This window comes from SAR202 cluster bacterium (assembly GCA_009392515.1).
Taxonomy (GTDB): domain Bacteria; phylum Chloroflexota; class Dehalococcoidia; order Lucifugimonadales; family UBA6952; genus UBA6952.
In genome coordinates, this window is the sequence record VFGE01000028.1 from 24,193 (window position 1) to 49,204 (window position 25,012).

24 protein-coding genes are annotated in these 25,012 nt (G+C 32.6%); 11 read left to right on the plus strand and 13 right to left on the minus strand.

Going from position 1 to position 25,012, the window contains the following annotated elements:
* Positions 1-3 precede the first annotated feature (3 nt).
* A complete protein-coding gene (locus FI695_03780) occupies positions 4-795 on the minus strand; it encodes an inositol monophosphatase (GenBank protein ID MQG51080.1) in 792 nt (263 codons plus the stop codon).
* A gap of 700 nt (positions 796-1,495) precedes the next feature.
* The gene (locus tag FI695_03785; GenBank protein MQG51081.1) at positions 1,496-2,173 is read right to left on the minus strand and encodes a hypothetical protein; all 678 of its coding nucleotides are present in this window, start codon (positions 2,171-2,173) and stop codon (positions 1,496-1,498) included.
* A gap of 184 nt (positions 2,174-2,357) precedes the next feature.
* Here FI695_03785 and FI695_03790 point away from each other — a divergent pair, with 184 nt between their 5' ends.
* Positions 2,358-2,873, plus strand: coding sequence for a gamma carbonic anhydrase family protein (locus tag FI695_03790; GenBank protein ID MQG51082.1), 516 nt, complete (start codon positions 2,358-2,360; stop codon positions 2,871-2,873).
* Between the two features lie 11 nt (positions 2,874-2,884).
* Here FI695_03790 and FI695_03795 read toward each other — a convergent pair whose 3' ends face one another.
* A complete protein-coding gene (locus FI695_03795) occupies positions 2,885-4,543 on the minus strand; it encodes an arginine--tRNA ligase (GenBank protein MQG51083.1) in 1,659 nt (552 codons plus the stop codon).
* Positions 4,544-4,647: 104 nt separating this feature from the next.
* Here FI695_03795 and aroC point away from each other — a divergent pair, with 104 nt between their 5' ends.
* Positions 4,648-5,889 carry a chorismate synthase gene (gene aroC / locus FI695_03800; GenBank protein MQG51084.1) on the plus strand — a complete coding sequence of 414 codons (1,242 nt, stop codon included), beginning with the start codon at positions 4,648-4,650 and terminating at the stop codon, positions 5,887-5,889.
* Here the strand turns inward: aroC and FI695_03805 are convergent.
* On the minus strand, positions 5,886-7,055 hold the full coding sequence (locus FI695_03805; GenBank protein MQG51085.1) for a CoA transferase: 1,170 nt from the start codon (positions 7,053-7,055) through the stop codon (positions 5,886-5,888). The genes aroC and FI695_03805 overlap by 4 nt on opposite strands.
* 128 nt (positions 7,056-7,183) lie before the next feature.
* Between FI695_03805 and FI695_03810 the strand changes: the two genes are divergently transcribed.
* Entirely contained in the window at positions 7,184-8,827 is a 1,644-nt protein-coding gene (locus FI695_03810; protein ID MQG51086.1) for an MFS transporter, read from the plus strand.
* Here the strand turns inward: FI695_03810 and FI695_03815 are convergent.
* Positions 8,824-9,288 carry a thioredoxin-dependent thiol peroxidase gene (locus FI695_03815; protein MQG51087.1) on the minus strand — a complete coding sequence of 155 codons (465 nt, stop codon included), beginning with the start codon at positions 9,286-9,288 and terminating at the stop codon, positions 8,824-8,826. The two genes, FI695_03810 and FI695_03815, sit on opposite strands and share 4 nt — an antisense overlap.
* A 23-nt stretch (positions 9,289-9,311) precedes the next feature.
* Positions 9,312-9,779, minus strand: a complete 468-nt coding sequence (locus FI695_03820) for a peroxiredoxin (GenBank protein ID MQG51088.1) — start codon at positions 9,777-9,779, stop codon at positions 9,312-9,314.
* A 161-nt stretch (positions 9,780-9,940) separates the two neighbouring features.
* Between FI695_03820 and tal the strand changes: the two genes are divergently transcribed.
* Positions 9,941-11,026, plus strand: coding sequence for a transaldolase (tal, locus tag FI695_03825; protein ID MQG51089.1), 1,086 nt, complete (start codon positions 9,941-9,943; stop codon positions 11,024-11,026).
* A gap of 16 nt (positions 11,027-11,042) precedes the next feature.
* On the opposite strand, the gene FI695_03830 is transcribed toward tal, so the two are convergent.
* From FI695_03830 to FI695_03840, 3 genes are all read right to left on the minus strand, one after another.
* On the minus strand, positions 11,043-12,248 hold the full coding sequence (locus tag FI695_03830; GenBank protein MQG51090.1) for an ammonium transporter: 1,206 nt from the start codon (positions 12,246-12,248) through the stop codon (positions 11,043-11,045).
* 127 nt (positions 12,249-12,375) lie between these two features.
* Positions 12,376-13,557, minus strand: a complete 1,182-nt coding sequence (locus FI695_03835) for a CoA transferase (protein ID MQG51091.1) — start codon at positions 13,555-13,557, stop codon at positions 12,376-12,378.
* The gene (locus FI695_03840) at positions 13,554-14,357 is read right to left on the minus strand and encodes an enoyl-CoA hydratase/isomerase family protein (protein MQG51092.1); all 804 of its coding nucleotides are present in this window, start codon (positions 14,355-14,357) and stop codon (positions 13,554-13,556) included. Before FI695_03840 ends, FI695_03835 begins: the two co-directional genes overlap by 4 nt.
* Positions 14,358-14,618: 261 nt before the next feature.
* On the opposite strand from FI695_03840, the gene FI695_03845 reads away from it, so the two are divergent.
* Entirely contained in the window at positions 14,619-15,476 is an 858-nt protein-coding gene (locus FI695_03845) for a hypothetical protein (protein MQG51093.1), read from the plus strand.
* A gap of 278 nt (positions 15,477-15,754) precedes the next feature.
* Here the strand turns inward: FI695_03845 and FI695_03850 are convergent, their stop codons facing one another.
* The gene (locus FI695_03850; GenBank protein ID MQG51094.1) at positions 15,755-16,579 is read right to left on the minus strand and encodes a PHP domain-containing protein; all 825 of its coding nucleotides are present in this window, start codon (positions 16,577-16,579) and stop codon (positions 15,755-15,757) included.
* A gap of 33 nt (positions 16,580-16,612) precedes the next feature.
* Positions 16,613-18,142, minus strand: coding sequence for a ribonuclease Y (gene rny, locus FI695_03855; protein MQG51095.1), 1,530 nt, complete (start codon positions 18,140-18,142; stop codon positions 16,613-16,615).
* Positions 18,143-18,304: 162 nt separating this feature from the next.
* Between rny and FI695_03860 the strand changes: the two genes are divergently transcribed.
* From FI695_03860 to FI695_03880, 5 genes are read left to right on the plus strand one after another with little or no spacing between them, the layout of a single operon-like run.
* A complete protein-coding gene (locus FI695_03860; protein MQG51096.1) occupies positions 18,305-19,369 on the plus strand; it encodes a polyprenyl synthetase family protein in 1,065 nt (354 codons plus the stop codon).
* Positions 19,363-20,280, plus strand: coding sequence for a squalene synthase HpnC (gene hpnC, locus FI695_03865; GenBank protein ID MQG51097.1), 918 nt, complete (start codon positions 19,363-19,365; stop codon positions 20,278-20,280). The genes FI695_03860 and hpnC overlap by 7 nt, the downstream gene beginning before the upstream one ends.
* Positions 20,261-21,154 carry a phytoene/squalene synthase family protein gene (locus FI695_03870; protein MQG51098.1) on the plus strand — a complete coding sequence of 298 codons (894 nt, stop codon included), beginning with the start codon at positions 20,261-20,263 and terminating at the stop codon, positions 21,152-21,154. Before hpnC ends, FI695_03870 begins: the two co-directional genes overlap by 20 nt.
* Complete coding sequence (locus FI695_03875) at positions 21,124-22,488, plus strand: hypothetical protein (protein ID MQG51099.1); 1,365 nt, start codon at positions 21,124-21,126, stop codon at positions 22,486-22,488. Before FI695_03870 ends, FI695_03875 begins: the two co-directional genes overlap by 31 nt.
* Before the next feature lie 21 nt (positions 22,489-22,509).
* On the plus strand, positions 22,510-23,229 hold the full coding sequence (locus FI695_03880; GenBank protein ID MQG51100.1) for an SDR family oxidoreductase: 720 nt from the start codon (positions 22,510-22,512) through the stop codon (positions 23,227-23,229).
* A gap of 1 nt (position 23,230) precedes the next feature.
* Here the strand turns inward: FI695_03880 and FI695_03885 are convergent, their stop codons facing one another.
* Both FI695_03885 and FI695_03890 read right to left on the minus strand, forming a co-directional pair.
* A complete protein-coding gene (locus FI695_03885; protein ID MQG51101.1) occupies positions 23,231-23,500 on the minus strand; it encodes a hypothetical protein in 270 nt (89 codons plus the stop codon).
* 79 nt (positions 23,501-23,579) lie between these two features.
* Positions 23,580-24,506: a tyrosine recombinase gene (locus tag FI695_03890; GenBank protein ID MQG51102.1), complete on the minus strand. Its 927-nt coding sequence runs from the start codon at positions 24,504-24,506 to the stop codon at positions 23,580-23,582.
* 99 nt (positions 24,507-24,605) lie between these two features.
* Between FI695_03890 and FI695_03895 the strand changes: the two genes are divergently transcribed.
* The coding region (locus FI695_03895) for a hypothetical protein (protein MQG51103.1) at positions 24,606-25,012 on the plus strand (407 nt) is incomplete at its 3' end.

Sequence of the window (25,012 nt, forward strand, 5' to 3'; positions counted from 1 at the left end):
TCTTTACTGATACCATTTTTCATTTTCTGTCATTTTGAGAAATATATTTAGTAATTCTTCACTAGAACATAATAAACCCTTAGTAAGAAGATTAGCTTGTTTTAATGTTGCTTTATCAAGGGTAATTCCGTTGCTTTCTGTTACCAATAATAATCCTGCAGCTATATCCCAAGGTGAAAGAGAATGATGTAAAAATATATCGATTCGCCCAGAAGCAGCATATGCCATTCCTAACGCTGCTGAGCCAAATACTCTTAAGCATTGCATGGTAGGAAAAAGATTTTCAATAAGTTTGAAAGCATGTATAGCTTTATCATCTATGCGACCTATATCTAGTCCAATTATAAAATCTCCTGGATTTGTTTTTGTGCTAACTTGCATTGATTCTCCATTAAGAGTAGCTCCTTGATTGGATTGAGAAAAAAATAGCTCGTCTCGTATTGGATCATATATTGACCCAACAACTGGGTTGTTACCTTGAACTAAACCGATTGATACACAAAAATGCGGTATACCTGCTGCAAAATTTCTTGTACCATCAATGGGGTCAATAACCCATCGTAATTCATCGGATATTATATTACCGCCATATTCTTCACCAAGAATTTCAATGTCAGGAAAATATTGCCCCAATCTTTCTCGAATTAAAGTTTCTGAAGCTAGATCTATATTTGTAACTGGGTCTGATGGGCTCTTAAAGGATATTTGTTTTGTAGTATAAAATCCCTCTTTAACTAATTCCCCAGCTTCTTTAATTATAGATGTAAGAATTGGTTGGATTTCAGTGTCATTCATGTTATTAAAAATCAATATAATGTTCCTTTAATATTATTAAATTTCTGTAGAAATATTACTTCGTATAACTATACTTAGTATATAGAATAACATTGTTTAATATCTGTTTTGTAATAAAAAGTGTAACTCACAAATATTTATTGTCGTGCTTTTGGGGATTTATAATACCTGTTGTTCTTTTTTTACAGCAATTAAGATTGTTTGATACATATATAAGATTATTTCTCTAAATATGTTTTTTGAAGAGAAATTGTCTAATTCTATATATTTATACTAATTCTAAGCTATTGGCCTTGACGGTTATACCTATGTAGAAATCGCCTAAAATCGACGAGAAACAATTTTTAGTATTAAATTCTTGTATCTCAACAAGGTTTGATTTTGACATACATTCCTGACGATTTCGTTTTGTCAGAATACATACCTTTTTAAGATAAATTTTCCTATTTTTATAAATGATGCAGTCTGGTTAGTTTTAATTGTCGTTATTTATTACTTGTATACAAATATTAACTTAGTTTAATTGATAACTTTTAAGATAAATTGAATTAGTCCGTACACTATGAATACAATGCATAGTGATATTGGTATGGTAAATACTAATCCGCTTCCACCCTCTAGTGAATCACTTTTCATCCATAAAAATATTCCAATTATGACTCCCAGAATTGTTAACTCTACTAGCAAATTAATTTCCTTATTAGAATTTTAGTTTTGTTAATTTTAAATCTTTGTGTGGAGGTAGAGTTAAAATAGATTCAACCAACTTCCAATCATCACCAGTAAGTCTTTTAAGTAATTGAAATACACCAGGTTCAGGAGATTTTATTATTCTATCTTTTACTAATTGTTTAATTCTGTTATCGAAAAATCGTTCAAATTGAGAGTGTCGTACTTCTGGGTTTCTTCCAAAAGACTTGAATATATTAAACCAACCTTTGGATAGATAAGTTATACTGCCTTTTTTAAGTTGTTCCCTAGTCTTTTCAACCGTACCACCACTAATGTATTTAAGTTGGATTAGTAAACATGAATCAAGTATGGCAGTGGATGGCCTATTAGAATCCTTCGATTTTATTTTAGGATTGATAATATGTTTATTTACTAGTCGTAAAATTGTATCTTCTGTACTTTTAGTTATAAGATCCTTATTTGATTTCCATATATTTTCGTCATATTTATCGATAATGTATTGTTCCCAATCAAATTTATTTAAAACAGTTTCTTTTTCTTGTTTAAGAATGTATTTATCCATGAATTCAGTTAATTCATCTACCACATCAATAATGCACTTATCTTGTATTTCTGCTATTATTTTTAGTCGTTCATGTGTGCTAGACCTTAGTCTTAATACAGCATATTTCTTATCTGTTTCCATGTCATTATTTTAATAATGTATACAATATATTTAAACATTAAATCAATATATTAATTTCCAATTTCTGTATAAAAACCTTTCTGTAAAATAAATAGTAGCAATAGTAAGTACTAAACCCTATAATAACGTTACTTTATTTATTATTGAAAAATAATGACGGAATCATTCATTAAGGAGGATTACTTTGATTAGAGAATTCCAAGGAAAAAAACCTAAGATTCATCCTACAGCATTTGTTAGTGAGTTTGCATATGTTATTGGTGACGTTGAAATTGATGAATATACCATGATTTTACCTGGAGTTATAATTCGTGGGGATAGTGGGAAAATTAAAATTGGTAAGAGAACAAATATTCAAGATAACAGTGTAGTTCATTCTGATGCAGACTCTTGGATAGGTGATGATTCTACAATTGGGCATGGAGTTGTATGGCATGGAAGAATTCTATCTAATAATTGTTTAGTTGGGAATGGCGCCGTAGTAAATGATGGAGTTGAAGTAGGAGAATTATCAATAATAGCAGCGGGTTCAGTTGTTCTTGAAGAGGCAAGAATCCCTGAAAAGACTATTGTAACAGGTATACCTGGCAAACCTCGTGGGGAAACATCTGAAAAACATCATGAATTAATAAAAAGAACTGCATCACATTACACTCAAAGAGGCAAAAACTATAAAGCAGAAGGTGGATTAGAAGGATAACTATATAGTTATTACATTGATTCAGGTTTAGACATTCCCATTAAATCTAAACACTTACCTATAACTATAATAAATCCCTCTACGAGCTTTACCCGAGCACTGGTGATTTCTTTGCTTTGACTTTCATCAATAACTCTGCAATTTTGATAGAAGAGATGGAATAATGTAGCTAGCTCTAATGAGTATTTTGCAAGATGATGTGTTTCATAACGATCAGCAGCAATTTGGATAATTTCTGTTAGTTCAGAGAACTTTTTAAGCAAATTTATTTCATGCTCGTTTTCTAGTAGCGTAAAATTACCATCATTCAACGTAATGTTTCCTTCTTTTACAGATTTTAGGATCGAGAATGCACGAGCATGGGCATATTGAATGTAAAATACAGGATTCTCTGAAGATTTTTTTTGTGCAAGATCAATATCAAAATCCATATGACTATCTGGTGATCTTGAAATAAAAAAGTATCTGCACGCATCAGGCCCAACTTCTTGAACTAACTCATTTGTTGTAATTATAGTTCCTGCTCTTTTTGAAGCACGAACTTTATCTTCACCTTGTTTAAGACTTACTAATTGATAAAGCAGGATACTCAGTTTGGTACGATCTATTCCTATAGCTTCCAATGCAGATTTTAATCGCGATATATGACCGTGGTGGTCTGCTCCCCAAATATCGATTACTTTGTCATAGTTTCTTACAAGGAATTTGTTCCTATGATATGCAATGTCAGTAGCATAATATGTTGGTTCAAGATTGGTACGAATTAATACATGATCTTTTTCTTCTCCAAAGTCTGATGCTTTAAACCAGACTGCATTATTTTTTGTAAATGATAGTTGATTTGTTTCAAATTGATTCATAGTGTCATTAAATTCTCCGCTGGTAAATAAAGATTTTTCGGAAAACCAGTTATCAAATTCGACATTAAGATTTAAAAGATCTGATCGTATATTTGAAAGCATTTTGTTTAAAGCTATAGGTTTAATTTCGGCTTCATTTAATGTTTGAGTATTGTTTTCATCATGTATTTCTTGTGCAATTCCTTCAATATAATCTCCCATATATCCATTTTCTGGCATTGGGTATTCTTTTCCATTAAGAATGGAATATTTTGAATATACTGACTTAACAAATAAATCGATTTGATTTCCAGCATCATTAATATAATATTCTTTTGAAACCATATCTCCAGATGCTTGAATTATGCTTGCGAGGCTACTGCCTAGCACAGCTCCTCTGGCATGCCCAACATGTAAAGGGCCTGTTGGGTTAACGCTTACGAATTCTAATTGGATTTTTATTGGATTTGTTTTTATGATATTTCCATATTTATTACCTGATTTCAAGATTTCGTTTAGGTGGTTTTGTACCCATTCTTGGCTTAAGTAGAAGTTTATAAACCCAGGAGGAGCAACTATGATTTTTTCAAAAACTGTATTGGTTTTTTCATTATCTAAATTTGTTGTTAATGCATTTGCGATTTCTAAAGGATTGGTTTTTAATATCTTAGTAAGTTTTAGAGGTAAACTTACTGCAAAATCTCCATTATCTGTGTTCTGTGGTCGTTCAACCTCAATTTGACCGACATCAAATATTGGTAATGTTCCATTTTTATGACAAGTGTTAATACTTTCTGAAATTAACTCTTTTATATAGTCTCTAATTAACATAATATTGTTATCAATTATTAAAATATTAATTATATACGAAAAATTATTTTTTGTTTGGTATAATGAAAAGCCTGTAAAGAAGTTTATATTAGGAGAATAAAAATATGTTTCGATTTTTAACTGCTGGAGAATCTCATGGTAAAGGTTTAACAGTGATAGTAGAAGGATTGCCGGCAGGCATTCCTGTTAGTGAAAAATATATTGCTGCTGACATGGCAAGACGACAAGTTGGATATGGCCGTGGAGGTAGAATGAAGATCGAAACAGATTTTGCTGAAATTTTATCAGGAGTTCGGCATGGTCTTACAATGGGTAGTCCTGTAGCAATGTGGATCGAGAACCGAGATTGGTCTACAGGAACAGGACCAGATGGGGTTAATTGGACTGATGAAATGAGCATAAATCCTACTGATGTTGAATATCAAAAGCTCACCAAACTTAGACCAGGTCATGCCGATACTGCAGGAACACTTAAATATCATCAAGATGATGCTCGAAACATATTAGAAAGATCAAGTGCCAGAGAAAGTGCTGCTAGAGTTGCTGCTGGTTCAATAGCAAAAAGATTTTTAGAAGAATTCGATATTGAAGTTCATTCTCATGTAACTTGTATTGGTGGTGTTCATTCAAATTATATGGGTGAATTAGATTGGGATTTACTAGAACAAGCACCATTTCATCAAGAAAATCCAGAGGGCTCCAAGCTTGCAGCAGTGAGATGTTTTGATCCTGAAAAAGCCTCTGAAATGATTGAAACTATCGATCGTGCAAGGGCTAATGGAGATAGTGCAGGAGGAATAATTCAAATTGTTGCAACGGGTTTACCAATAGGTTTAGGGACTCATATACAATGGGATAGAAAAATCACCACTAAACTTGCTGGGGCTGTTATGAGCATTAATGCTGTAAAAGGAGTTGAGTTTGGTGCTGGATTTAGCCAGGCAGATCTTTTTGGTTCACAAGTCCATGATGTGATTTTACCAAAAAGTAAATGGAATAAAGATAATAATAAACCAGGGTATGGTGCATGGTCTAGAAAAACTAATAATGCTGGTGGTGTGGAAGGCGGTATGAGTAATGGCGAACCATTAGTTATTAATGCTATAGTAAAGCCGATAGCAACAATAATTAATGGACTAGAAACAGTGGATTTACATACTGGAGACTTTGTCGACAAAGCTCATTTTGAACGTAGCGATATAACTTTTGTTCCTACTTGTGCAGTTATTGGTGAAGCTATGGTTGCATGTGTAATTGCAGAAAGTATGCTTGAAAAATTTGGTGGAGATCATTTAGATGAAACCAGAAGGAACTATCATTCTTATCTTGATACAATTACACCCTAATAAATGATTTGTTCTTCAACCATTTTATCAATAGTGCTTTGTTCAATACCCAAAAGTTTGTTTAGGATATAGTTATTATTGGCTCCAAGTTCAGGCGCAGGAGTTATCTTTGTTTCAGGAGCATTATTCAGTGTCCAAGGAACATTGGGGAGTTTAATGCCCTTAAAGTCTTTATGAATGTAGTCACTGACAAAATTTCTATCCAAATGATGTTTATTTTGTATAACTTCTAAACTATCCATTGATGCACCACACATAATACCATTTGCCTGTAGTTTTTCCATTAGGTCAAACTTATCAAATTGTTTTGTCCAGTTTGAAATTAACTGTGTTAATTTCGCCCTATTTTCGATTCTTTTTTCATTGGAATTATATTTATTCAATTCAGAGATTTGTGATATTTCACAAAATTTAGTCCAGTCTTCATCATTTTCTATGACTAGAGCAATCCAGGAGTCGAATCCATTACATGGAAAAAGGTCATGAATACCGACATTTGACTCAAAATTTCCATCTCTTTCAATAATTTTGTTGTTCATAAAAAAATTCATCAAGGATTCTTGTAATAATGTGGTATTTGCTTCTGCCATCGAAAAATCAACATACTGTCCTAATCCTGTTCTATATCTTCCGGATAGACAACTAGCTACTAGGAATGTTTGCATCATTCCAGTTAATGGGTCTGCCCAAACGCCGCCAATCATAGGTGGTTTTTCAGGTATCCCTGTTTGATAACTCCACCCGGTGAAGCATTGGAGTAATGTACCATAAGCGACATGGTCTTTATCAGGCCCCGAGTGTCCAAGACCTGAAGAAGAAACCATAATTAGGTTTGGGTTATCTTTCTTAATATCTTCATATCCAAGCCCTATACGTTCAATTACACCACTGGCATAATTTTCTACAAGAACATCACTGATTGATATAAGCTTTTTAGCAATATCTACACCTTCTTCAGTACGTAGATTAAGACTTAAAGAAGTCTTGGATTGATTTAAAAAATGGAAGTTTCCACCACCACCTACTCTTGTAGGGTCTGGTCTTCTGTGACTTTCTATTTTTATTATTTCTGCACCCATCATGCCTAGCATTCTCGTGCATGTTGGCCCAGCAATGATCCAACTAAAGTCTATTACTCGTATGCCTTCTAATGGTAATTTATTCATAAAAGTGATTCTAAAATGCAATTTACATAATGTTAAGTAGTTATTAATATTTTTTGTGTTGTGTTTTGCATAATTATTAACTATAAAGGTAAAAACACGATAGAACTATAAGAATAGGAGAAGACGTAGTGTTAGGCCGTTTAAGTAATTTTCCACAAGAACAGCGAAAAATTATCCGTGGTTGGTGCTTATATGACTGGGGTAACTCAGCTTTTTCTACAAGTATAATGGTGGCTATTTTACCTCCATACTTTGTTGCTATATTTAAAGAAGCCTACCCACAGGGTCTTGATTTTGGCCCGTTTACTTTTACAGCAAGTTCTATATGGGCATTAGCGATAGCTTTAGCAACTGCTGTTATTGCTTTCTCAAGCCCTATTCTTGGAGCAATTTCAGATACGAGGAAAATAAAGAAAAAAGTTCTGGTTATTTATACTTATATAGGGTGTTTTGCAACTCTTCTTTTATTCTTTTCTGCATATACTGGGTACGAATGGGCGTGGTTGTTAATGTGTGCAACTTTAGCAAATGCAGGCTTTCTTGGCGCATGGGTTTTTTATAATGCATTACTTCCTAAAATTGTTGCAGAGGAATCGATAGATTATGTAAGTAGTTTAGGTTTTGCGTATGGGTATATAGGAGGAGGATTACTTTTAGCAATTCATTTGGTGGCAATCATATATTTTGAATCATCAGATTTTGTTATAAGACTATCTATGGCATCAGTTGCTGTTTGGTGGTATGTGTCAGCATTAATCACTTTTAAGAATGTTCCTGAACCAGAAGTTGATTCTATATATGAGAATGAAAAAATGACTGTACCCGAGGCATTTATGCAAGTTATAGGTACTTTGAAAAAAGTTTCAAAATTCCGAACTGTATTTTTGTATCTTATAGCATATCTTATTTTTAATGATGCTATACAAACGATTATTAGCGTTGCTGGGGCATTTGGACCTGATGTTTTGGGAGTAACCCTGCAAATTAATATGGTAACAATATTAATTATTCAATTTATAGCTGCACCTGGTGCGATGGCATTTGGCGTATTTGCAAAAAAAATCGGCTCTCAAAAAGCGCTATTAATAGCTTTGCTTGGATGGGCTTTTATTGTAGTAATTGCTCTTGGATTTGCACCATTAACCCCTGAAAATAAATCTGACTATGATATACAAATAAAAAGTCTAAATGATTCAAAATATGAAATTATTACAATACCTAGCTCAATAGAAAAACCAATAAAAGCTTTTGACGTTTTAGAAAATTATAGTGTTGGGGATCAGTTAGACCAAAATAATGTGAAAGAAATAAAGAAAATTGTTTTGGATGAAAATTTGTCTCCTTATTCTTTATATATTGATGGTGGAGCTGAAGCAATTTCTGGAATTGGTGGCTCACACAAATCAATTTTGAATGATTCTCTTTCAGTATGGCCCAAATTGATGAGAAGTATTTTATGGGAACCTTTAGGTATCAGTGTTTCATTGCAGTGGATATTTTTAGGGGTATTTGTTGGATTTGTTATGGGAGGAAGTCAGGCATTAGCTAGAAGTCTTTTTGCGGTAATAATACCTAAAGAACAATCAGGGGAGTTTTTTGGATTTTTTGGATTCGTAGGTCGATTTTCTGCAACAATAGGTCCAATTTTATATGGTATTGTTGCAGGTTTAATAGATCCAAGGTTTGGGGTGTTCTCTCTATTAATTATATTACTAGTCGGGACATTTATGCTTTGGAGAATCAAGTTAGATAATGTTTTGAGTAGAAATTAATTTTCTTTTACCCAGTCAATGATTTCTTTTGCATGCCCTTCCGGACTTACCTTTGGCCAAATATTAGATATATAGCCATTTTCGTCAATTGCAAAAGTTGTTCTTAAAATTCCAACTATAATCTTACCTTGGCGTTCTCTTTCACCCCATGCTCCGTATGTTTTTGCAAGTTCTGCGCCAGGGTCAGCTAATAAAGGAAAGTTTAAACCGAATTTATTGGTAAATTGTTGGTGAGATTCTTCATCATCTGGACTAACACCAAGTACTGTAACATTTAATTTTTGTAATTCCTCATTAGAGTCTCTAAATTCGCATGCTTCTATGGTGCAACCAGGAGTATCGTCTTTTGGGTAGAAATATAGGATAGTTTTATTTCCCTTCAAGGAGTCAAGGGAAATGTTCGACCCGTCTGTTGATTTTAAATTAAAATCAGGTGCTTTATCTCCTAAATTCAATACCATACCATACCCCCGTAGAAACTAATTTATATTTGGCTAACTGCGTTTTTTATTTCATCAAAGTCGGGTTGTTCTGGTGGGGCAACTGCAACTTTATATCGTATTGTACCTTCAGAATCTATAACAAATACAGCTCTCATTGAAGTCGTATATCCAGGCATTCCTGCAAAGTCGTTTACCGCAATCCCATAGTCTTCAATAGTCTTTCTAGAGTAGTCGCTAAGAAAAGGGAAATTTAAATTATTTTCGTTTACAAATGCGTTTTGCGCAAAAAAGGAATCTACACTTATTCCATAGACTTGTGCTCCAAGGTTATTATACTCAGAAAGTGCATCCCTAAATGTACAAGCTTCTTGTTGGCAACCACCTGTAAAAGCTCCTGGGAAAAATGCTAAAACTGTTGTTTTACCTTTTATATCTGCAAGAGTTACAGGTTGTCGTTCATTATTAATTAATGTTAATTCTGGGGCTGGTTGTCCTACTTCAGCTGACATATATCCTCCTTGTTTGGATGAGTTAAGAAATTGTTAATATTTAATAGTTTTAGCATTGTAACAAATTAATTTTTTTCTTTCTAGGCTTTTTATAGATGTAAGTTCGTTATACAATTAAGGTGATTTTAAACCATAAGTATTCATAAATCGTGGAGTATGTCGTGAATGAATTAATGAGCAAAATGGGATCTATAGGACAGTCACTTTGGTTAGATAATTTAAGTAGAGATATTATTGAATCTGGTGAATTAAAATCACTATTGGATTTAGGAATTACTGGCATTACTTCCAATCCGAGTATTTTTGAAAATTCACTCGCAAGTGATTCATACGATAAGCAGATAAATGACATACTTGATAAAAGTGATACCTTTAAGGTGTATGAAGATTTAGTGTGTAAAGATATTAGTGATGCGGCTGATATTTTACTTCCAATTTTTAATGAAACTCATGGTGAAGATGGATATGTTTCATTAGAAGTAAGCCCACTCATTGGATATGATACAAAAGCTACTATTCAGGAAGCAAAGTATTTATTTAATAGACTTAATAAACCTAATGTACTTATTAAGGTACCTGCGACTAGTGAAGGGATATTAGCAATTGAAGAACTTATTTTTGAAGGAGTAAACATTAATGTAACTTTGATTTTTTCTGTAGAACAATATAAAAATGTTCAAAACGCCTATATTAATGGACTTAAAAGGAGAATTGAAAAAGGTCAGGATGTAGATCACATCTACTCTGTTGCTTCATTTTTTATAAGTAGGATTGATACAGCAATAGATACAATACTTAATAATTCTAAATATGATACAAGTCATCTTCTAGGGGAAATTGCTATTGCTAATGCTAAGGTTGCATATGATGAATTTGATAAAACGTTTTCTTCAGAGGACTTTATGAGTGAAAATATGAAAGGTTCTAGGGTGCAAAGATTATTATGGGGTAGCACAAGTGCCAAAAACCCTAATTATAGTGATTTAGTATACGTTGATTCACTAATTGGTAATTTTACTATCAATACTATGCCGCAAATTACCTTTGAAGCATTTATAGATCATGGTAAAGCTGACAACACAATCCAAACAGGGTTAGAGCAAGCGAAGAATAGCTTGAATCAGTTGTCAGACTTTAACATTAATCTTAACGAAATAACGGATAAGTTACTTGTTGACGGTGTTAGACAATTTGCTAACTCTTTCACAAACCTTTTAAGTGCTTTAGAACTTAAATTAGGAGTGTAGAAGTAGTTAATTGAGTTTAATTATCTGCACCATCCGCAACATAAGCTCTTTCACCATGGTCACTCACATCTAATCCTTGATCTTCTTCAGACTCTTCTGATCGTAATCCTAAGCCTGGAATTATATCTAATATCTTGAGAAGGATTAGGCTGACTACTAAAGAATAGACAATAGTTACTATTACAAGTATAAAGTTTTCTACTAATAGTGTGGATGAACCTTCAATTAAGCCTTCTGTTCCACCAATAGCTTTTTCAGCAAAAATTCCAGTTGCTATTACACCAATAATTCCTCCAATACCGTGAACAGCAAAAACATCTAATGCATCATCCAAGTTAACTTTATTTTTAAAGTAGACTGCATAAAACGTTACAATTCCAGTAATTACACCTATGATTAAGGCAGAATCTACCCCTACGAATCCAGAAGCCGGTGTAATAGTTGCTAACCCTGCAATCGCACCTGTAGCAGCGCCTACACCACTAACTTTTCCACCATGATTCATTCCTAGTATTACCCATACAACCATAGCTGTTGCTGCAGCAGTATTAGTGACTAGAAAAGCGCTAACTGCTTGGCCATTTGCTGCTAAGCCTGATCCAGCATTAAAACCAAACCAACCAAACCAGAGCATTGATGCTCCTAGAATTACAAATGGTACATTATGAGGTTCTATACCTTGTTCAATATTTCTTCTTCTTCCGACTAATGCAGCTGCTGCAATGGCTGCCATACCTGCATTAATGTGAACGACTGCTCCACCAGCAAAATCTAAAGCTCCTCTTTTAAGTAACCACCCATCTGATGCCCATACCCAGTGAGCTATTGGTGCATATACTATAGTTACCCATAAAATTAGGAATACTAAGTAGGTCTTAAATTTAAATCTTTCACAAAATGCACCAGTAATAAGCGCAGGTGTGATAATTGCAAACATCATTTGAAAAATAGCAAATACTTGGTCGTCAGGTGTATCAACCCCATTAAGTGCAAAGTTTGAAAGTGATCCTATGAATGCATTGCCGCCTTCACCAAAGGCAAGAGAGTAACCCCATAAAACCCAAACTACACTAATGACTCCTAATGAAATAAAAGAATACATTACTGTAGAGATAACATTCTTTCCTCGAACTAAACCTCCATAAAAGAAAGCTAAACCAGGTGTCATAAACAACACTAATGCTGATGCCATCAACATCCAGGCAATTGAACCAGAATCCATAAATCCCTCCTAATCCCCATTTTAATTTTCAAAAAAAACATTAGGATTCAATCTATAGAAAGAATGTTAAATTCTTGTTACAAATAAGTTATATGTATGTAAAGCTCTCAGTTGGTTTAAAATTCATTTAGCTAAGATTTAAAATAGTTTTGTTATGTTGTCCAAGAGTAGGTGCGGGGCCTTTTATTTCGAGTGTAGCTTGTGATAATTTATACGGAAAACCAGTATAAGGAAAAACTCCTGCAATAGGATGGTCGATTTTCTGATAAAATTCTCGGCTGTTTAATTGTTTAGACTTATATAAATCGGCTGCAGTATTTACTGGGAAAGCTGGTACATGTGCATCTTGGCATGCACGATAGATGTCTTCTTTTTTTCTTGTACAAGTCCATTCTGAAAGCAATTTTTCAAGATCGACCCAGTTTGTTTGCCTTGATTTTCTAGTATCATATTCGGGTTTTAAAGACCATTCAGGGTTGCCAATAATTTTTAACCAAGCTTCCCATTGGTGATCTTCTCTTGGCGAAATTGTGATATATCCATCAATAGTAGGGAGCATTGCAACAATAGCTCCAACCTTTCTATCACTTGCTTTTCTTGATTGACGCTTTTTTGAAAAAGCTGCGTCAGCTAATGGTCCTTGAGGCATCATTGTGATAGATTCTAGTTTTGAAATATCTATATGAGTACCTTGTGAATTTTGTAATTGACTAAAGACTGAAATCATTGTGGCGGTTGCAGCGGATAAACCAGAAACAAATTCAGATTGGTGTCCACCAGCTCGTATTGGGGGTTCCTGATTTGGGTCTTCCACAGAGCTAGCAATTATATGAGCATAACTACTCATGTGAAAAAGAATTAAATCATTAGCTTTATAATCTTTATAAGGACCACTTAAACCAAATGGAGTAATTGTGGTAATTATCAATTTAGGAAACATTTTTGTTAATTTATCATAATCAAATTTAAAGTTTGAATTGAGCTGATATGATTGATCTTCAATTAAAACATCCGTGGTTTCCAAAAGGGTATATAAAGATTTAATATGCTCCTCATCATCAAAGTCTAAAGTAATACCAATTTTACTCGTGTTTAATGAGAGAAAAAGGCCACTTTTCTCTAGGTTTCTAATATCGTTAGGGAAAGGGCCTATTTGTCTAGCTATATCTCCTTCTTTGGGTTCGATTTTTATCACATTAGCGCCTAAATCAGCAAGTAATTTTGATGCAAAAGGAGCGGCAATATGTTGCCCTATTTCAATTACCTTTAATTCTTCTAATAATTTAGGATCCTTATTCAAATTCTCTATTGTCCTTTAAATTCTGGTTTTCGTTTTTCTGAAAATGCGAGTCTTCCTTCAGCATGGTCCTCGGATTGTCTAGCAAAAACTTGAGCTATACCTTGGTAATCAAAAGCAGTATCTAGGTCTTTATTCCATCCTTTATAGATAGCTGATTTAGTTAATCCTATCGATCTTGTTGGACCATTAGCTAATCTTTTTGCAAATGTTAAAGTTTCTTCTTCTAGTTTATCGTCTGGAACAATTTTATTAATTAATCCAAGTCTTTCTGCTCGTTCAGCATTTATTGAATCTCCAGTAAATGCTAACTCTAAAGTCAAGCCTATACCTATGTGATAATGCAATTGATTTGCACCAGTAGCTTGTGCCCATTTAATGAATGGGATAGCCATATCTAAAGTGTCTGATGCTATACGTATATCTGTACCCATTGCAAGATTAAATCCACCACCATGGGCGTGTCCTCTAAGACTTCCAATAATTGGTTTTGCAAGACGCCTCATTGCATTGACTACTAAAGTCCAACGGTTTGCACCAAATGTATAGTGTTTAACTTCATCTGGTCCGGTTTCTCTGGGGAATTTATCATTTTCCATTCCTTTTAGATCATCTCCTGCGCAAAATGAGCGTCCAGTACCAGTGAGAATGATACATCTCACATCATCATCCATTTCACAATCATTTAATGCGTCGAGAAATTCGTATCCAAGTTCAATGTTAATTGCATTTAGTCTTTCAGGTCTATTTAAAGTAATAGTTGCAATTGATTCAGATTTTTCTAAAGTTATGGTGTTATATTTATTAGCCATATTACTCCTATCGATTCTAAATTTTTGTCACTTTAGCATAAAATCATCCTATTTCGAACCCGTAAATGCAAAAAACCAACACATATCCTTTTAGTTTCAAACGATAGTGTTGGTTTTTTTCTATGTATAATTGCTATATTTTAATTAAATTGCGTTCTTACTGTACTAAAGTATACTGATTTTGTTTCCGATTTACTTAATTTTTTTTTATTCTATTTATGCAAATAAGTTAGTTTATTCTCGCAATAAGTAGGAGGGATTATGAATACCGAATATATTCATGTTGAAGAAAATGATGGTGTTTTATTTATAAAAATGGATGATCCAAAAACAAGAAATGCTTTGGGCTCTGACATGTCAGATGAAATTAATGATCAATTAGATAGACTTGAATCTGATCCTTCATTACGTGTATTAGTTTTATCTGGCGAGGATCCCTCTTTTTGTTCTGGTGCTAATGTACGTAATTTTAATAAAAATATTGAAGAGCGTGAAAAGAAGGCAGAAGAAAACCCTAATGTTGAGGATAGTATTTCTGCATGGGAACGCATGGAAGCGGTGTATGCTAACAAAACAGAAGACAGAGACCGGTTACGCTTCTTGCCTTTAAGATTACATAATTTACAAAAACCATCTATTGCAATGGTGAATGGATATGCTATGGGGATAGGCATGGGAATGGCTATTTCGTGTGATATTCGAATCGCATCCGATAAAGCTAGCTTTTCAGAAGCTTTTATCCGAAATGGATTAATTCCTGCTGATGGATCATGTTGGCAATTACCTAGAATGATTGGACTTGGTAATACCCTATTACTTCAATATTTAGGTGACCTTATTCCTGCCGATAAAGCATTTCAACTTGGATTAGTAAACGAAGTGGTGGAACATGACAAATTACTTGATACCACTATGGAATTAGCAAAAAGAATTGCTCAAGGCCCAACATATTCAATGTCATTAATTAAGTATTTGGTCCAAAAATCTTTATATACTAATCTTGAAGATAGCCTAAAGGTTGCTACCGTCGCACAAAATATTGCAAGGGGTACTGAGGATCATAAGGAAGGTGTTAGGGCATTTTTGGAGAAAAGGAAACCTAATTTCAAAGGTCGCTAGACTTAATTAGAATATATATTCACTTAAATTTGAAAAAGGCTTTGTGAGTCTTTGTAAGGTATTATTTTTGATTAATAAGACTTGATCTGCATATCTTTCAACCATGTCTAAATCGTGACTAGCTAGCAATATACCAATATTATTACGTGAAATATCCTTTAACATATTGAAAAATATTTTTCTGGTTTGGTAATCAAGATTACTTAGTGATTCATCTAATAATATAAATTCGTATAGACTAAGTTATTTATTTGCCAAGGTTTAAAAAGCTTTTTTGACTATTTTTTTGTTAATTCTATTAATTTATTAACTGATTCTATAGGTGGGCCAAGAGTTCCAGGTAGCTTTTCAGTTTTAGTTTTAATACCATGATAATCACTTCCTCCACACGGTATAAGGTTATATTTTGATGCAATATTTTTTAATCCATTAATAGTGTTGGTGTCATAGTTGGCATAGAAAACCTCTATTCCTTTTAAACCAGATTTAATTAGACTGGGCAATAGTTGATGAAGGTTTTTTATATAACCAGGATGAGCTAGAACAGGTATTCCTTCATATTGAAGAATAGTTTTTATTGCATCATATACATTAAGCCTAAATCTCTCAATATAGGCTATACCATTTCTTCCGATATATTTGTCAAAAGCTTCTTGGAATGTTGCTATAGATTTTATTTCTAACATTGCTTTTGCTATGTGGGGTCTACCAACAGCACCGTATCCTGCAAGTTCTTCAACACGCGACCATTGGATATTAATACCAATATCATTCAGTTTTTCAACCATTATTTTTGCACGTTCTACACGGTTATTACGGCATTCAATTAGTAATTTTTGTAAGTCTTTATTTTTATAATCAATAAAATAACCTAGAATGTGTATTTCGCCCTCATCGGTATCTGTATTAAGCTCTATTCCAGGTATTATAGTTAAATTCTTACCTTGCGAGGCAAGCATTGCTTCATCAATTCCATCTGTACAATCATGATCTGTTATAGCAATAATGCCCAGATTGTTTTTTAGTGCTAATTCTACTAATTTATCAGGCGTAAGCGCACCATCGGAATAGGTTGTATGGAGATGTAGATCTACATTCACCATAGGTAAACAAATCCTTTCAAACTGTACGTGAAATTATGTTGCAATTTCTACGTTACGTGTTTCTCTGATTACAGTTACTTTAATTTGTCCTGGATAAGCTAAGGTATCTTGTATTTTATTTGCAACATCTCGAGCTAATTTTGCAGCAGAAGTATCGTCAACAGTATCTGGTTGTACCACTATTCGAATTTCTCTACCTGCCTGTATTGCAAAACTTCTCTCAATACCAGGAAATTCATTTGCTACTGCTTCTAGAGCCTCAAGTCGTTTTACATAGTGTTCTAAAGTATCTTTTCTAGAACCAGGTCTTGCTGCACTAACTGCATCCGCTGCTGCAACAATGAAGGCTTCAATAGATCCCATATCTTCATCATGATGTTCCATAATTGCACGCCATATTGGTTCAGATATTCCATGTTTTTGAGCAACATCAGCACCTATTTCTGCGTGCGTACCTTCAACTTCGTGAGTCAAAGCTTTACCAATATCGTGCAGAAGTCCACCTGCTTTGGCAACTTCAATATTAGCACCGAGTTCAGCAGCAAGCATACCTGCTATATTTGAAACCTCAATACTGTGTTGAAGTATATTTTCGCCATAACTATATCGATACTTTAAGCGACCAATTAGGCGAATTAATTCAGAGTTCATTCCTCTAACTCTTGTTTCAAAAACAGCTCTCTCACCTTCTTGCCAAATAATTTCATCAAGCTCTTCTTGAGCTTTTTCTACAATATCTTCAATTCTAGCTGGATGGATTCTACCATCTGCAACTAAGTTGGTAAGTGCTATTTTTGCAACTTCACGCCGTATTGGATCGAAACAAGAAACACTAACTGCTTCTGGAGTGTCATCAATTATTAAATCTACCCCTGTTGCTGCTTCTATTGCACGAATATTTCTACCTTCACGTCCAATTAATCGACCTTTCATTTCATCATTTGGAAGTTTAACAGTAGAAGTACTATTTTCTGATACAACATCTGAGGCTAACCTGTGTATTGCTAAAGTTAATACACGTTTGGCTTGGTTATTCGCATCATTTTTGTATTCGTTTTCTAAATCTCTATAGCGCTTAGCTAATTCAAATTTGATGTCTTCTTCAGCTTTTTTCATTAAGGCATTTTTAGCATCGGAGATTGATACACCAGCAATTATTTCAAGTTGCTTTACTTCTTTTTCCTTAATCTCCTCTAATTCTGCTCTTGATTCATCAAGTAAATTTTGCTTTCTATCTAATTCAGCTTCTATTTGGCGATGACGTTGCTGTGTACTTTCATTCTTTTGGGAAATTTGTTCTTCCCTTTGGTTTAATCTTCTTTCTGTACGATTAAGATCTGAGCGTCTATCGCGTAATTCTTTTTCAGATGTACTGCGAATGTTTAGTGCTTCCTCTTTTGCTTGAAGTACAATTTTTCGTTTGTTTTCTTCAGCTTCTTCTATAACACTAATTGCTTTTAAACGAGCTTGCGTTACACCTCTACGATTCAAGATAAACTGAACCGTTGCTGCTAAAATAATTCCTACTACTAAAGCCGAGAAGACGGGAATTAATGTTTCCATAGATCCGTCCTTTCGATTAAAGGGCTCGCATATATTAACAAACCACTTTAGTTAAATGTAAACTTCTATGGTGTCACTGTCAAGTATAGGCTATATAAATAGATATATTCTTTAATTATTAAATGCTAAACTGATTTACGATATATAAAGTACTAAAAAATAATGAATAGAAAATCTTTTGATAATATTGATAATGTTTTCTCAAATCCTCCTGAATGCTTCGATAAATTTAGACTCATCGTAGATCAAGGGTTATTTGATTGTATTGGCCCATTTAGTAACGAATTAAAAAAAACAATGGGTTATCATCTAGGTTTTAATGATCAAGATGGCAATTTATTAGATAAGCGTTCAGCCGGTAAATCTTTGAGGCCTACTTTAAGTTTACTGGTATGTGAATCATTAACTAGTGACTACTTACCAGTTTTATATTCAGCTCTTGCAATCGAACTGATTCATAACTTTTCATTAATTCATGACGATATTCAAGATAGAGATACAGAGCGTAGACATCAAAAAACAGTCTGGACTTTGTGGGGGGAACCTAGAGCATTATGGATTGGGAATACAATGCGTTCTCTAGCTGATTCTACTCAATCAAATATTGAGCTAGATTCTACTATTATGTTGAAGGCTGCTGAACTTTTATCCCAAGCTTCTATGGAAATGATTGAAGGGCAATTTATGGACGTAGAGTATGAAAAAAGATTACATGTTACCTCGGATGAATATTTGTTAATGATTTCCAGAAAAACTGGGGCTCTGATTAGATGTGCTTCAGAACTTGGTGCTCTTCATTCTTTAAATGACGAATATATAACAACAAAATTTAGAGATTTCGGATCACATCTAGGTAGGGCTTTTCAAATTCGTGATGATGTTTTAGGTATTTGGGGAGATACGAAAATTACCGGAAAGCCTGTTGGGAGCGATATATTACGAAAGAAAAAAACATATCCAATTTTATTAGCATTAGATGTTGCAAATGAGGTAGATAATCCAGAATTAGCAAGTTTAATGTTTCAATCTGAGATTTCAGATTTAGAAATGGATAAAATTATTACAATAATGAGTGATTATGAAGTTTTTGAAAAATCTCAAAATATGATTGAATATCACTCAGAATTAGCTCTTGAATGTATTAATAGTGTTAAAGACTCACTATCAAAATGGGGTTATAATCAATTATGTCATTTAACAAATTACTTAGCATATAGACTATCCTAATAGAGGTAAATGGTGTTATTTTGAAGAGAAAGCAATTAGTAGATTTAGCTTTCCAATATTGTGAATCTTTGGCGAAAAGTAACTATGAAAACTTTTTTATTGGAACATTATTCTTACCTAGAAAAATAATTAAACATTTTCATTCAATTTATGCTTATTGTCGTATGATTGATGATTTTGGGGATAAATTTTCTGGGGAATCGAATAATTTCCTCGATTACGCTGAAGAGCAATTAAATTTATGTTATCGAGGTAAACCTGATTCATTAAGTTTTCATGCTCTGTATAAAACAATTTGTGAATTTGATATACCAATAAAACCTTTCCAAGATCTGATAGAAGCCAACAGAATAGACCAGAATAAAAAAAGATATAATACTTTTGCAGATCTTTTATTGTATTGTGAAAAATCTGCAAACCCTGTCGGACATCTTGTTTTATATATTTTGGGTTTTATTGAAGATAAATGTTTTGAACTGTCTGATTTAACTTGTACAGCATTACAGCTCACAAATTTTTGGCAAGATGTTCAAGAAGATTACATTTTAAGAGATCGTATATATATTCCCTTAGAAGATATGAAAAATTTCAACTATAATGAACAACAATTATGGAATCGCGAGTATAACCAAAGCTTTGTAAATCTAATGCAATTTCAGATTGATAGAACATCAGGTTATTTTTCAGAGGGATTAAAGTTACTAGATTATATTTCGGGTAAGCCAAAAATTGAAATTGCTATGTTTAATCTTGGGGGTCTAGGTGTTTTGGAAAAGATTAAGAAAAGAAAGTACAATGTTTTTTTAGGCAGACCAAAATTAAGTCACATAGATAAAACAGGGCTTTTATTAAAATCAGTTTTGATTTCAAATCGGTTAGGATATAAATTATTTGGACACATTAGGCATTAGTGATATACAACTAGAATATGCTTATGATTATTGTGAACAGATCACAAAAGAAGAGGCTAGAAATTTTTATTATGCCTTTATTACTTTACCAATGCGAAAAAAAAGAGCGATATACACTGCGTATGCTTTTTGTAGACGATGTGATGATGCTGTAGATAATAGTGAATCTACAAATGAAAAAAAACGTTTGTTAGATGAAATTGAAAATAATTTAAAATCTGGAATAAATTTAGATAAGTCAATTCTCGAAAATAACCCGATAATTTTAGCAACTTGTGCCATAATTGAAGATTATAATATTCCCCAACAGTATTTTTTTGATGTAATCGAAGGCGTAAGAATGGATATTGAATTTACAACATTTGATTCTTTTGATGAAGTTAAAGAATATTGCTATAAAGTTGCCAGTGTTATTGGTTTAATTTGTATAAAAATATTTGGATATACAAATCCTAAAGCAGTCGAATATGCAATTGATTTCGGTTTAGCAATGCAATTAACCAACATATTAAGAGATATTCTAGATGACTTAAATGAAAACAGATGTTATTTAGCTTATGAAGAAATGGAAAAATTTAATTATTCAATAAAGCTATTAACAGAATCTTTGTATAATGAAGATTTTATACAATTAATGAAATTTGAAGTTGATAGAGCTAAAAGATATTTTGAATCAGGATCAAGGTTACTCCCTCTTGTAGATATAGATTCACGTATTTGTTTGGTAATCTTATCAAAAATATATAGCAAAATTTTAAAAAAAATTGAGAAGTCTAATTATAATATTTTTCAAACAAATTATAGATTGAACACATTTGAAAAGTTATCCATTATGGGATTTGCATGGTTGAGATACAAAATAACCAAGAAATAAAAAAAAATAATGCCATAGTAATTGGGGGAGGTATCGCTGGGATATATAGTGCCATTTTATTACAAGAAAAGGGCTATATAGTTTCATTGATTGAACAGAGAAAATTTTTAGGTGGTCGAACTTATTCGGTTAAAAAATCTTTAAAACCTCAATATGATAATGGGCAACATTTACTCATGGGTTGTTATCGAAATTTATTACAGTTTTTCAAAAAAATTGGAAGCTTATCTGAAATACATTTTCAAGATTCATTTAGTGTAAAAATCATTGATAGAACAGGAAAGATTGGAATTATTCGCGATACAAAATTTCTTCCATTCGGATTGATTCTATTAGTTTCACTATTAAAATATCCGTATATAGGATTTCAAGAAAAATTGAGCGCAATATTTACATTAGTAAAAATGAAATTCATAAATAGAAAAAATCCTAAGTATCAAAGTTTTTCTTTTTCCGAATGGTTAGAACATAATGGGCAATCTAAAAATGTAATCGAAAAATTTTGGGATTTAGTCATATTGCCAACATTGAATGATCATGTTTCTAAAGTAAGTGCAGATATGGGTTTAATGGTTTTTCAAGAATCAGTTTTACGAGGAAATCGTTACGTAAAATTAGGATTCCCGAAAGGTACCCTAGATGAAATTATATCTATTCCAGGCAAAGAATTTATTGAAAATAAGGGTGGAACTATATACGTGGGCAATGGTGTCATGAAATTATTCTATAAAGATAACAAAATTACCAATATCGAATTAAAAGACGGGACAAAATTATCTGCAGATGTAATCATAAGCGCAGTACCTTCAAATTCTCTTTACAAGATTCTTCCAGAAGAATTACAATCGGATAAATTTTTTAACAGATTACCCCAAATAGAACATTCTTCAATTGTTAATATTTATATTTGGTTAAATACAAGAATAATGAACGATCAATTTATTAATGTTATTGATAGTCCCTTACAGTGGATTTTTAATAAATCATCACAAGATAATCAATATCAATTACTTGATATTTCAATAAGTGACGGTAAGGATTTATTGCAAAAAACAACAGCAGATATAATTGATTTAATCTTTAAAGAATTAAAATCTATTTTCCCAGAATTTGATGTTAAATTTGTTGAAAAATATAAAATAATTAAAGAAAGAAAAGCTACATTTAGATGTACTCCTAATACTAAGAAATACCGCTTGACTAATATTTCCCCTATAGATAATTTGTATATTGCTGGCGATTGGGTTGATACTGGATGGCCATCTACAATGGAGAGTGCGGCTATAAGTGCTTATAACGTAGTTAATGTGATTGAGACTAATAATAAACAGTAAAAAGTATTCTTAGGAGAAATTATGAAACCAAAAGAATGGGATTTATCGGGTAAAAATGCACTTGTTACAGCAGGAGGCGATTTTATTTCTAATGCTGCAATTGTAGCATTAGAAGAAGCTGGTGCAAATGTATGTGTTCTTAATTTTGATTCTCATAGTTCTAGCGGTAATAATATATTTTTCTCTGAGAGAAATAATCGTAAATCATTATTAGAATCTTTAGATAAAATTGAAAAAGAATTTGGGAATATAAACATTTTAGTTAATTGTGCACAAAGTGTATTGGGTAAACCGTTTGTGGATACAACTGATAGTGAACTTAATTTTTTACTTGATACAAATATTAGGAACACCTTATTGGTAATTCAAGAGGTTGGCAAAAAAATGTTAAATCACGAATACGGGAGAATTATAAATGTTATTTCTGCATTAGCACAAATAGGTTTAAAGAATGCAGTTTTATACTCTGCAACACAAGCTGCTATTGAACAAATTACCAAATCATTGTCTTTAGAATGGGCTTTAGAAAACATAAGAATTAATTCTATTGCGATGGGATGGTTTAAAGATCAGATAACAGACGAAGCACAGAAACAAAATTTATCTAAATATATTCCACTAAGAAGATTAGGAGAATCAGAAGAAATAGGACCATTATTGGTCTATTTAGCTTCTGAATTTAGCGATTTTGTTACCGGCCAGACAATTTTTGTAGATGGTGGCGCAGCATCACACGCATAAATTACATAGTAAATATTAGTGCAATTAAAATTCCGAAAGTAATCATACTAGTTATACTAATCCGTATGATCTCGCGTTTGTATGGAAGGGTGTTTTGATTTGGGATTTTTGTTGTTTTAGATTTTAAGATATTAGTGGATTCTGTATTTGATTTTATTGGTTCACTTGTTGTAATTGGTTTGCTTTCTTCTACCGAAACACTTTTCCCCGGTCCAACGTTAGGTACTTTAACTCTATTTTTTCTTGTTTTAGTTTTTGGTTTATTTGCCATTTTATTTTTCAAACACTATTTTTGATTAGTTTCACATTTAAAACTATAGAATAATACCAAAGTTTGTCAACAACAAACACTATCGTTGAAATGATTTATCATAAATTTCAAGAAGTTTATTATCATTAAGATGTGTGTATATTTGTGTTGTAGATATATTTGAATGTCCTAATAGATCTTGTACATTTCTTAGACTTGCACCTCCTTCGAGTAGGTGGGTTGCAAAACTATGACGTAATGTATGTGGGGAAAATGATTTTATTTTTGTTGCGTGTACAATCTCTTTTGTTAATAGCCAAATTGACTGTCTAGTTAATTTCGCACCTCGTGAATTAACGAAAACAGTTTTCATATCACTAGATTTTTTTCTGGTAAGTTTAGGTCTAACGAAATTTATATAGTTAGACAATAGTGTTGAAATTGACGAATACATGGGCACCATTCTTTGTTTTGATCCCTTACCAGTACAACGTAGGTGTTGTTGTTCGATACTAATATCATTTAAATTAAGATTGATAAGTTCGGAAACTCTCATACCTGTAGCATATAATAGTTCAATCATGATTAAATTTCTTACACCTATTAGTGAGGTATCATTTTTTAAGTAATCTAATATAGAAAGAATATTATCTATACTTAAGGTATTAGGTATAGATAATCCTTTTCGTGGAGTTTTAATATTTTTTGTTACATTTTCGAATAAAATTCCCTCTTCTTCTAAATAACTGACAAATGATTTAATTGATGCAATTTTTCTTGAAATGGTTGTAGCAGCATATTGTTTTTTCTGCATTATTTTTATATATAGATTTATGTTTTCACGGGTTATTACCTTGATAAAATTAATTGAATCATTGTTTTTATCGATTGAATTAAAGAATTGGTTTAGATCATTTCGGTACGCAGCTGTAGTATTTATAGATAGACCTAGATCAATCATTAGGTACTGAAGAAATTGTTCTATTCTTATATCCATAGCAATTCCCTTAAGTTTATTACATTTCATGATACCATGATGATTACATCTATGGAATGAAAGGGTTTTAAGAATTTGTTGACACAATTACATAACACTTTTAGAATTCTTTCTTTGGAGGTATAAATTATGACAATAGGAATAGATCCATTTATATTTCGGGATCCAATAGTATTGAGTTGGCATGGATTCTTTACTTTTGTTGGTGTTGGTCTAGCAATCTACTTAATTGATCGATGGTCTTCAAAGGAAGAAATCGACAGCGATGTGATTTATTCTGTAGCTTTGTGGGTTATTATTGGCGGAATATTAGGTGCCAGGTTAGTTCACGTTATTGATAGATGGGATTATTATCAAGATAACTTGAGTCATATATATCAAGTATGGCGTGGTGGCATTGCTATATATGGTGCTTTAATTTTTGGTACTTTATCTGGCCTTAGTAATATTTTTATACGTAAATATCTTGGCTTTGTTTATGCAGGTCAAAAACAAATTTGGCTTAAAAACCTTGTTGGAGAAAAAATAGCTAAAGG

Coding starts and splice junctions, on each gene's coding strand:
- FI695_03780 (MQG51080.1), bottom strand. CDS start 795: ATGAATGACACTGAAATCCAACCAATTCTTACATCTATAATTAAAGAA.
- FI695_03785 (MQG51081.1), bottom strand. CDS start 2,173: ATGGAAACAGATAAGAAATATGCTGTATTAAGACTAAGGTCTAGCACA.
- FI695_03795 (MQG51083.1), bottom strand. CDS start 4,543: ATGTTAATTAGAGACTATATAAAAGAGTTAATTTCAGAAAGTATTAAC.
- aroC (MQG51084.1), top strand. CDS start 4,648: ATGTTTCGATTTTTAACTGCTGGAGAATCTCATGGTAAAGGTTTAACA.
- FI695_03805 (MQG51085.1), bottom strand. CDS start 7,055: ATGAATAAATTACCATTAGAAGGCATACGAGTAATAGACTTTAGTTGG.
- FI695_03815 (MQG51087.1), bottom strand. CDS start 9,288: ATGGTATTGAATTTAGGAGATAAAGCACCTGATTTTAATTTAAAATCA.
- FI695_03820 (MQG51088.1), bottom strand. CDS start 9,779: ATGTCAGCTGAAGTAGGACAACCAGCCCCAGAATTAACATTAATTAAT.
- FI695_03830 (MQG51090.1), bottom strand. CDS start 12,248: ATGGATTCTGGTTCAATTGCCTGGATGTTGATGGCATCAGCATTAGTG.
- FI695_03840 (MQG51092.1), bottom strand. CDS start 14,357: ATGGCTAATAAATATAACACCATAACTTTAGAAAAATCTGAATCAATT.
- FI695_03845 (MQG51093.1), top strand. CDS start 14,619: ATGAATACCGAATATATTCATGTTGAAGAAAATGATGGTGTTTTATTT.
- FI695_03850 (MQG51094.1), bottom strand. CDS start 16,579: ATGGTGAATGTAGATCTACATCTCCATACAACCTATTCCGATGGTGCG.
- rny (MQG51095.1), bottom strand. CDS start 18,142: ATGGAAACATTAATTCCCGTCTTCTCGGCTTTAGTAGTAGGAATTATT.
- FI695_03860 (MQG51096.1), top strand. CDS start 18,305: ATGAATAGAAAATCTTTTGATAATATTGATAATGTTTTCTCAAATCCT.
- FI695_03875 (MQG51099.1), top strand. CDS start 21,124: ATGGTTGAGATACAAAATAACCAAGAAATAAAAAAAAATAATGCCATA.
- FI695_03880 (MQG51100.1), top strand. CDS start 22,510: ATGAAACCAAAAGAATGGGATTTATCGGGTAAAAATGCACTTGTTACA.
- FI695_03885 (MQG51101.1), bottom strand. CDS start 23,500: ATGGCAAATAAACCAAAAACTAAAACAAGAAAAAATAGAGTTAAAGTA.
- FI695_03890 (MQG51102.1), bottom strand. CDS start 24,506: ATGAAATGTAATAAACTTAAGGGAATTGCTATGGATATAAGAATAGAA.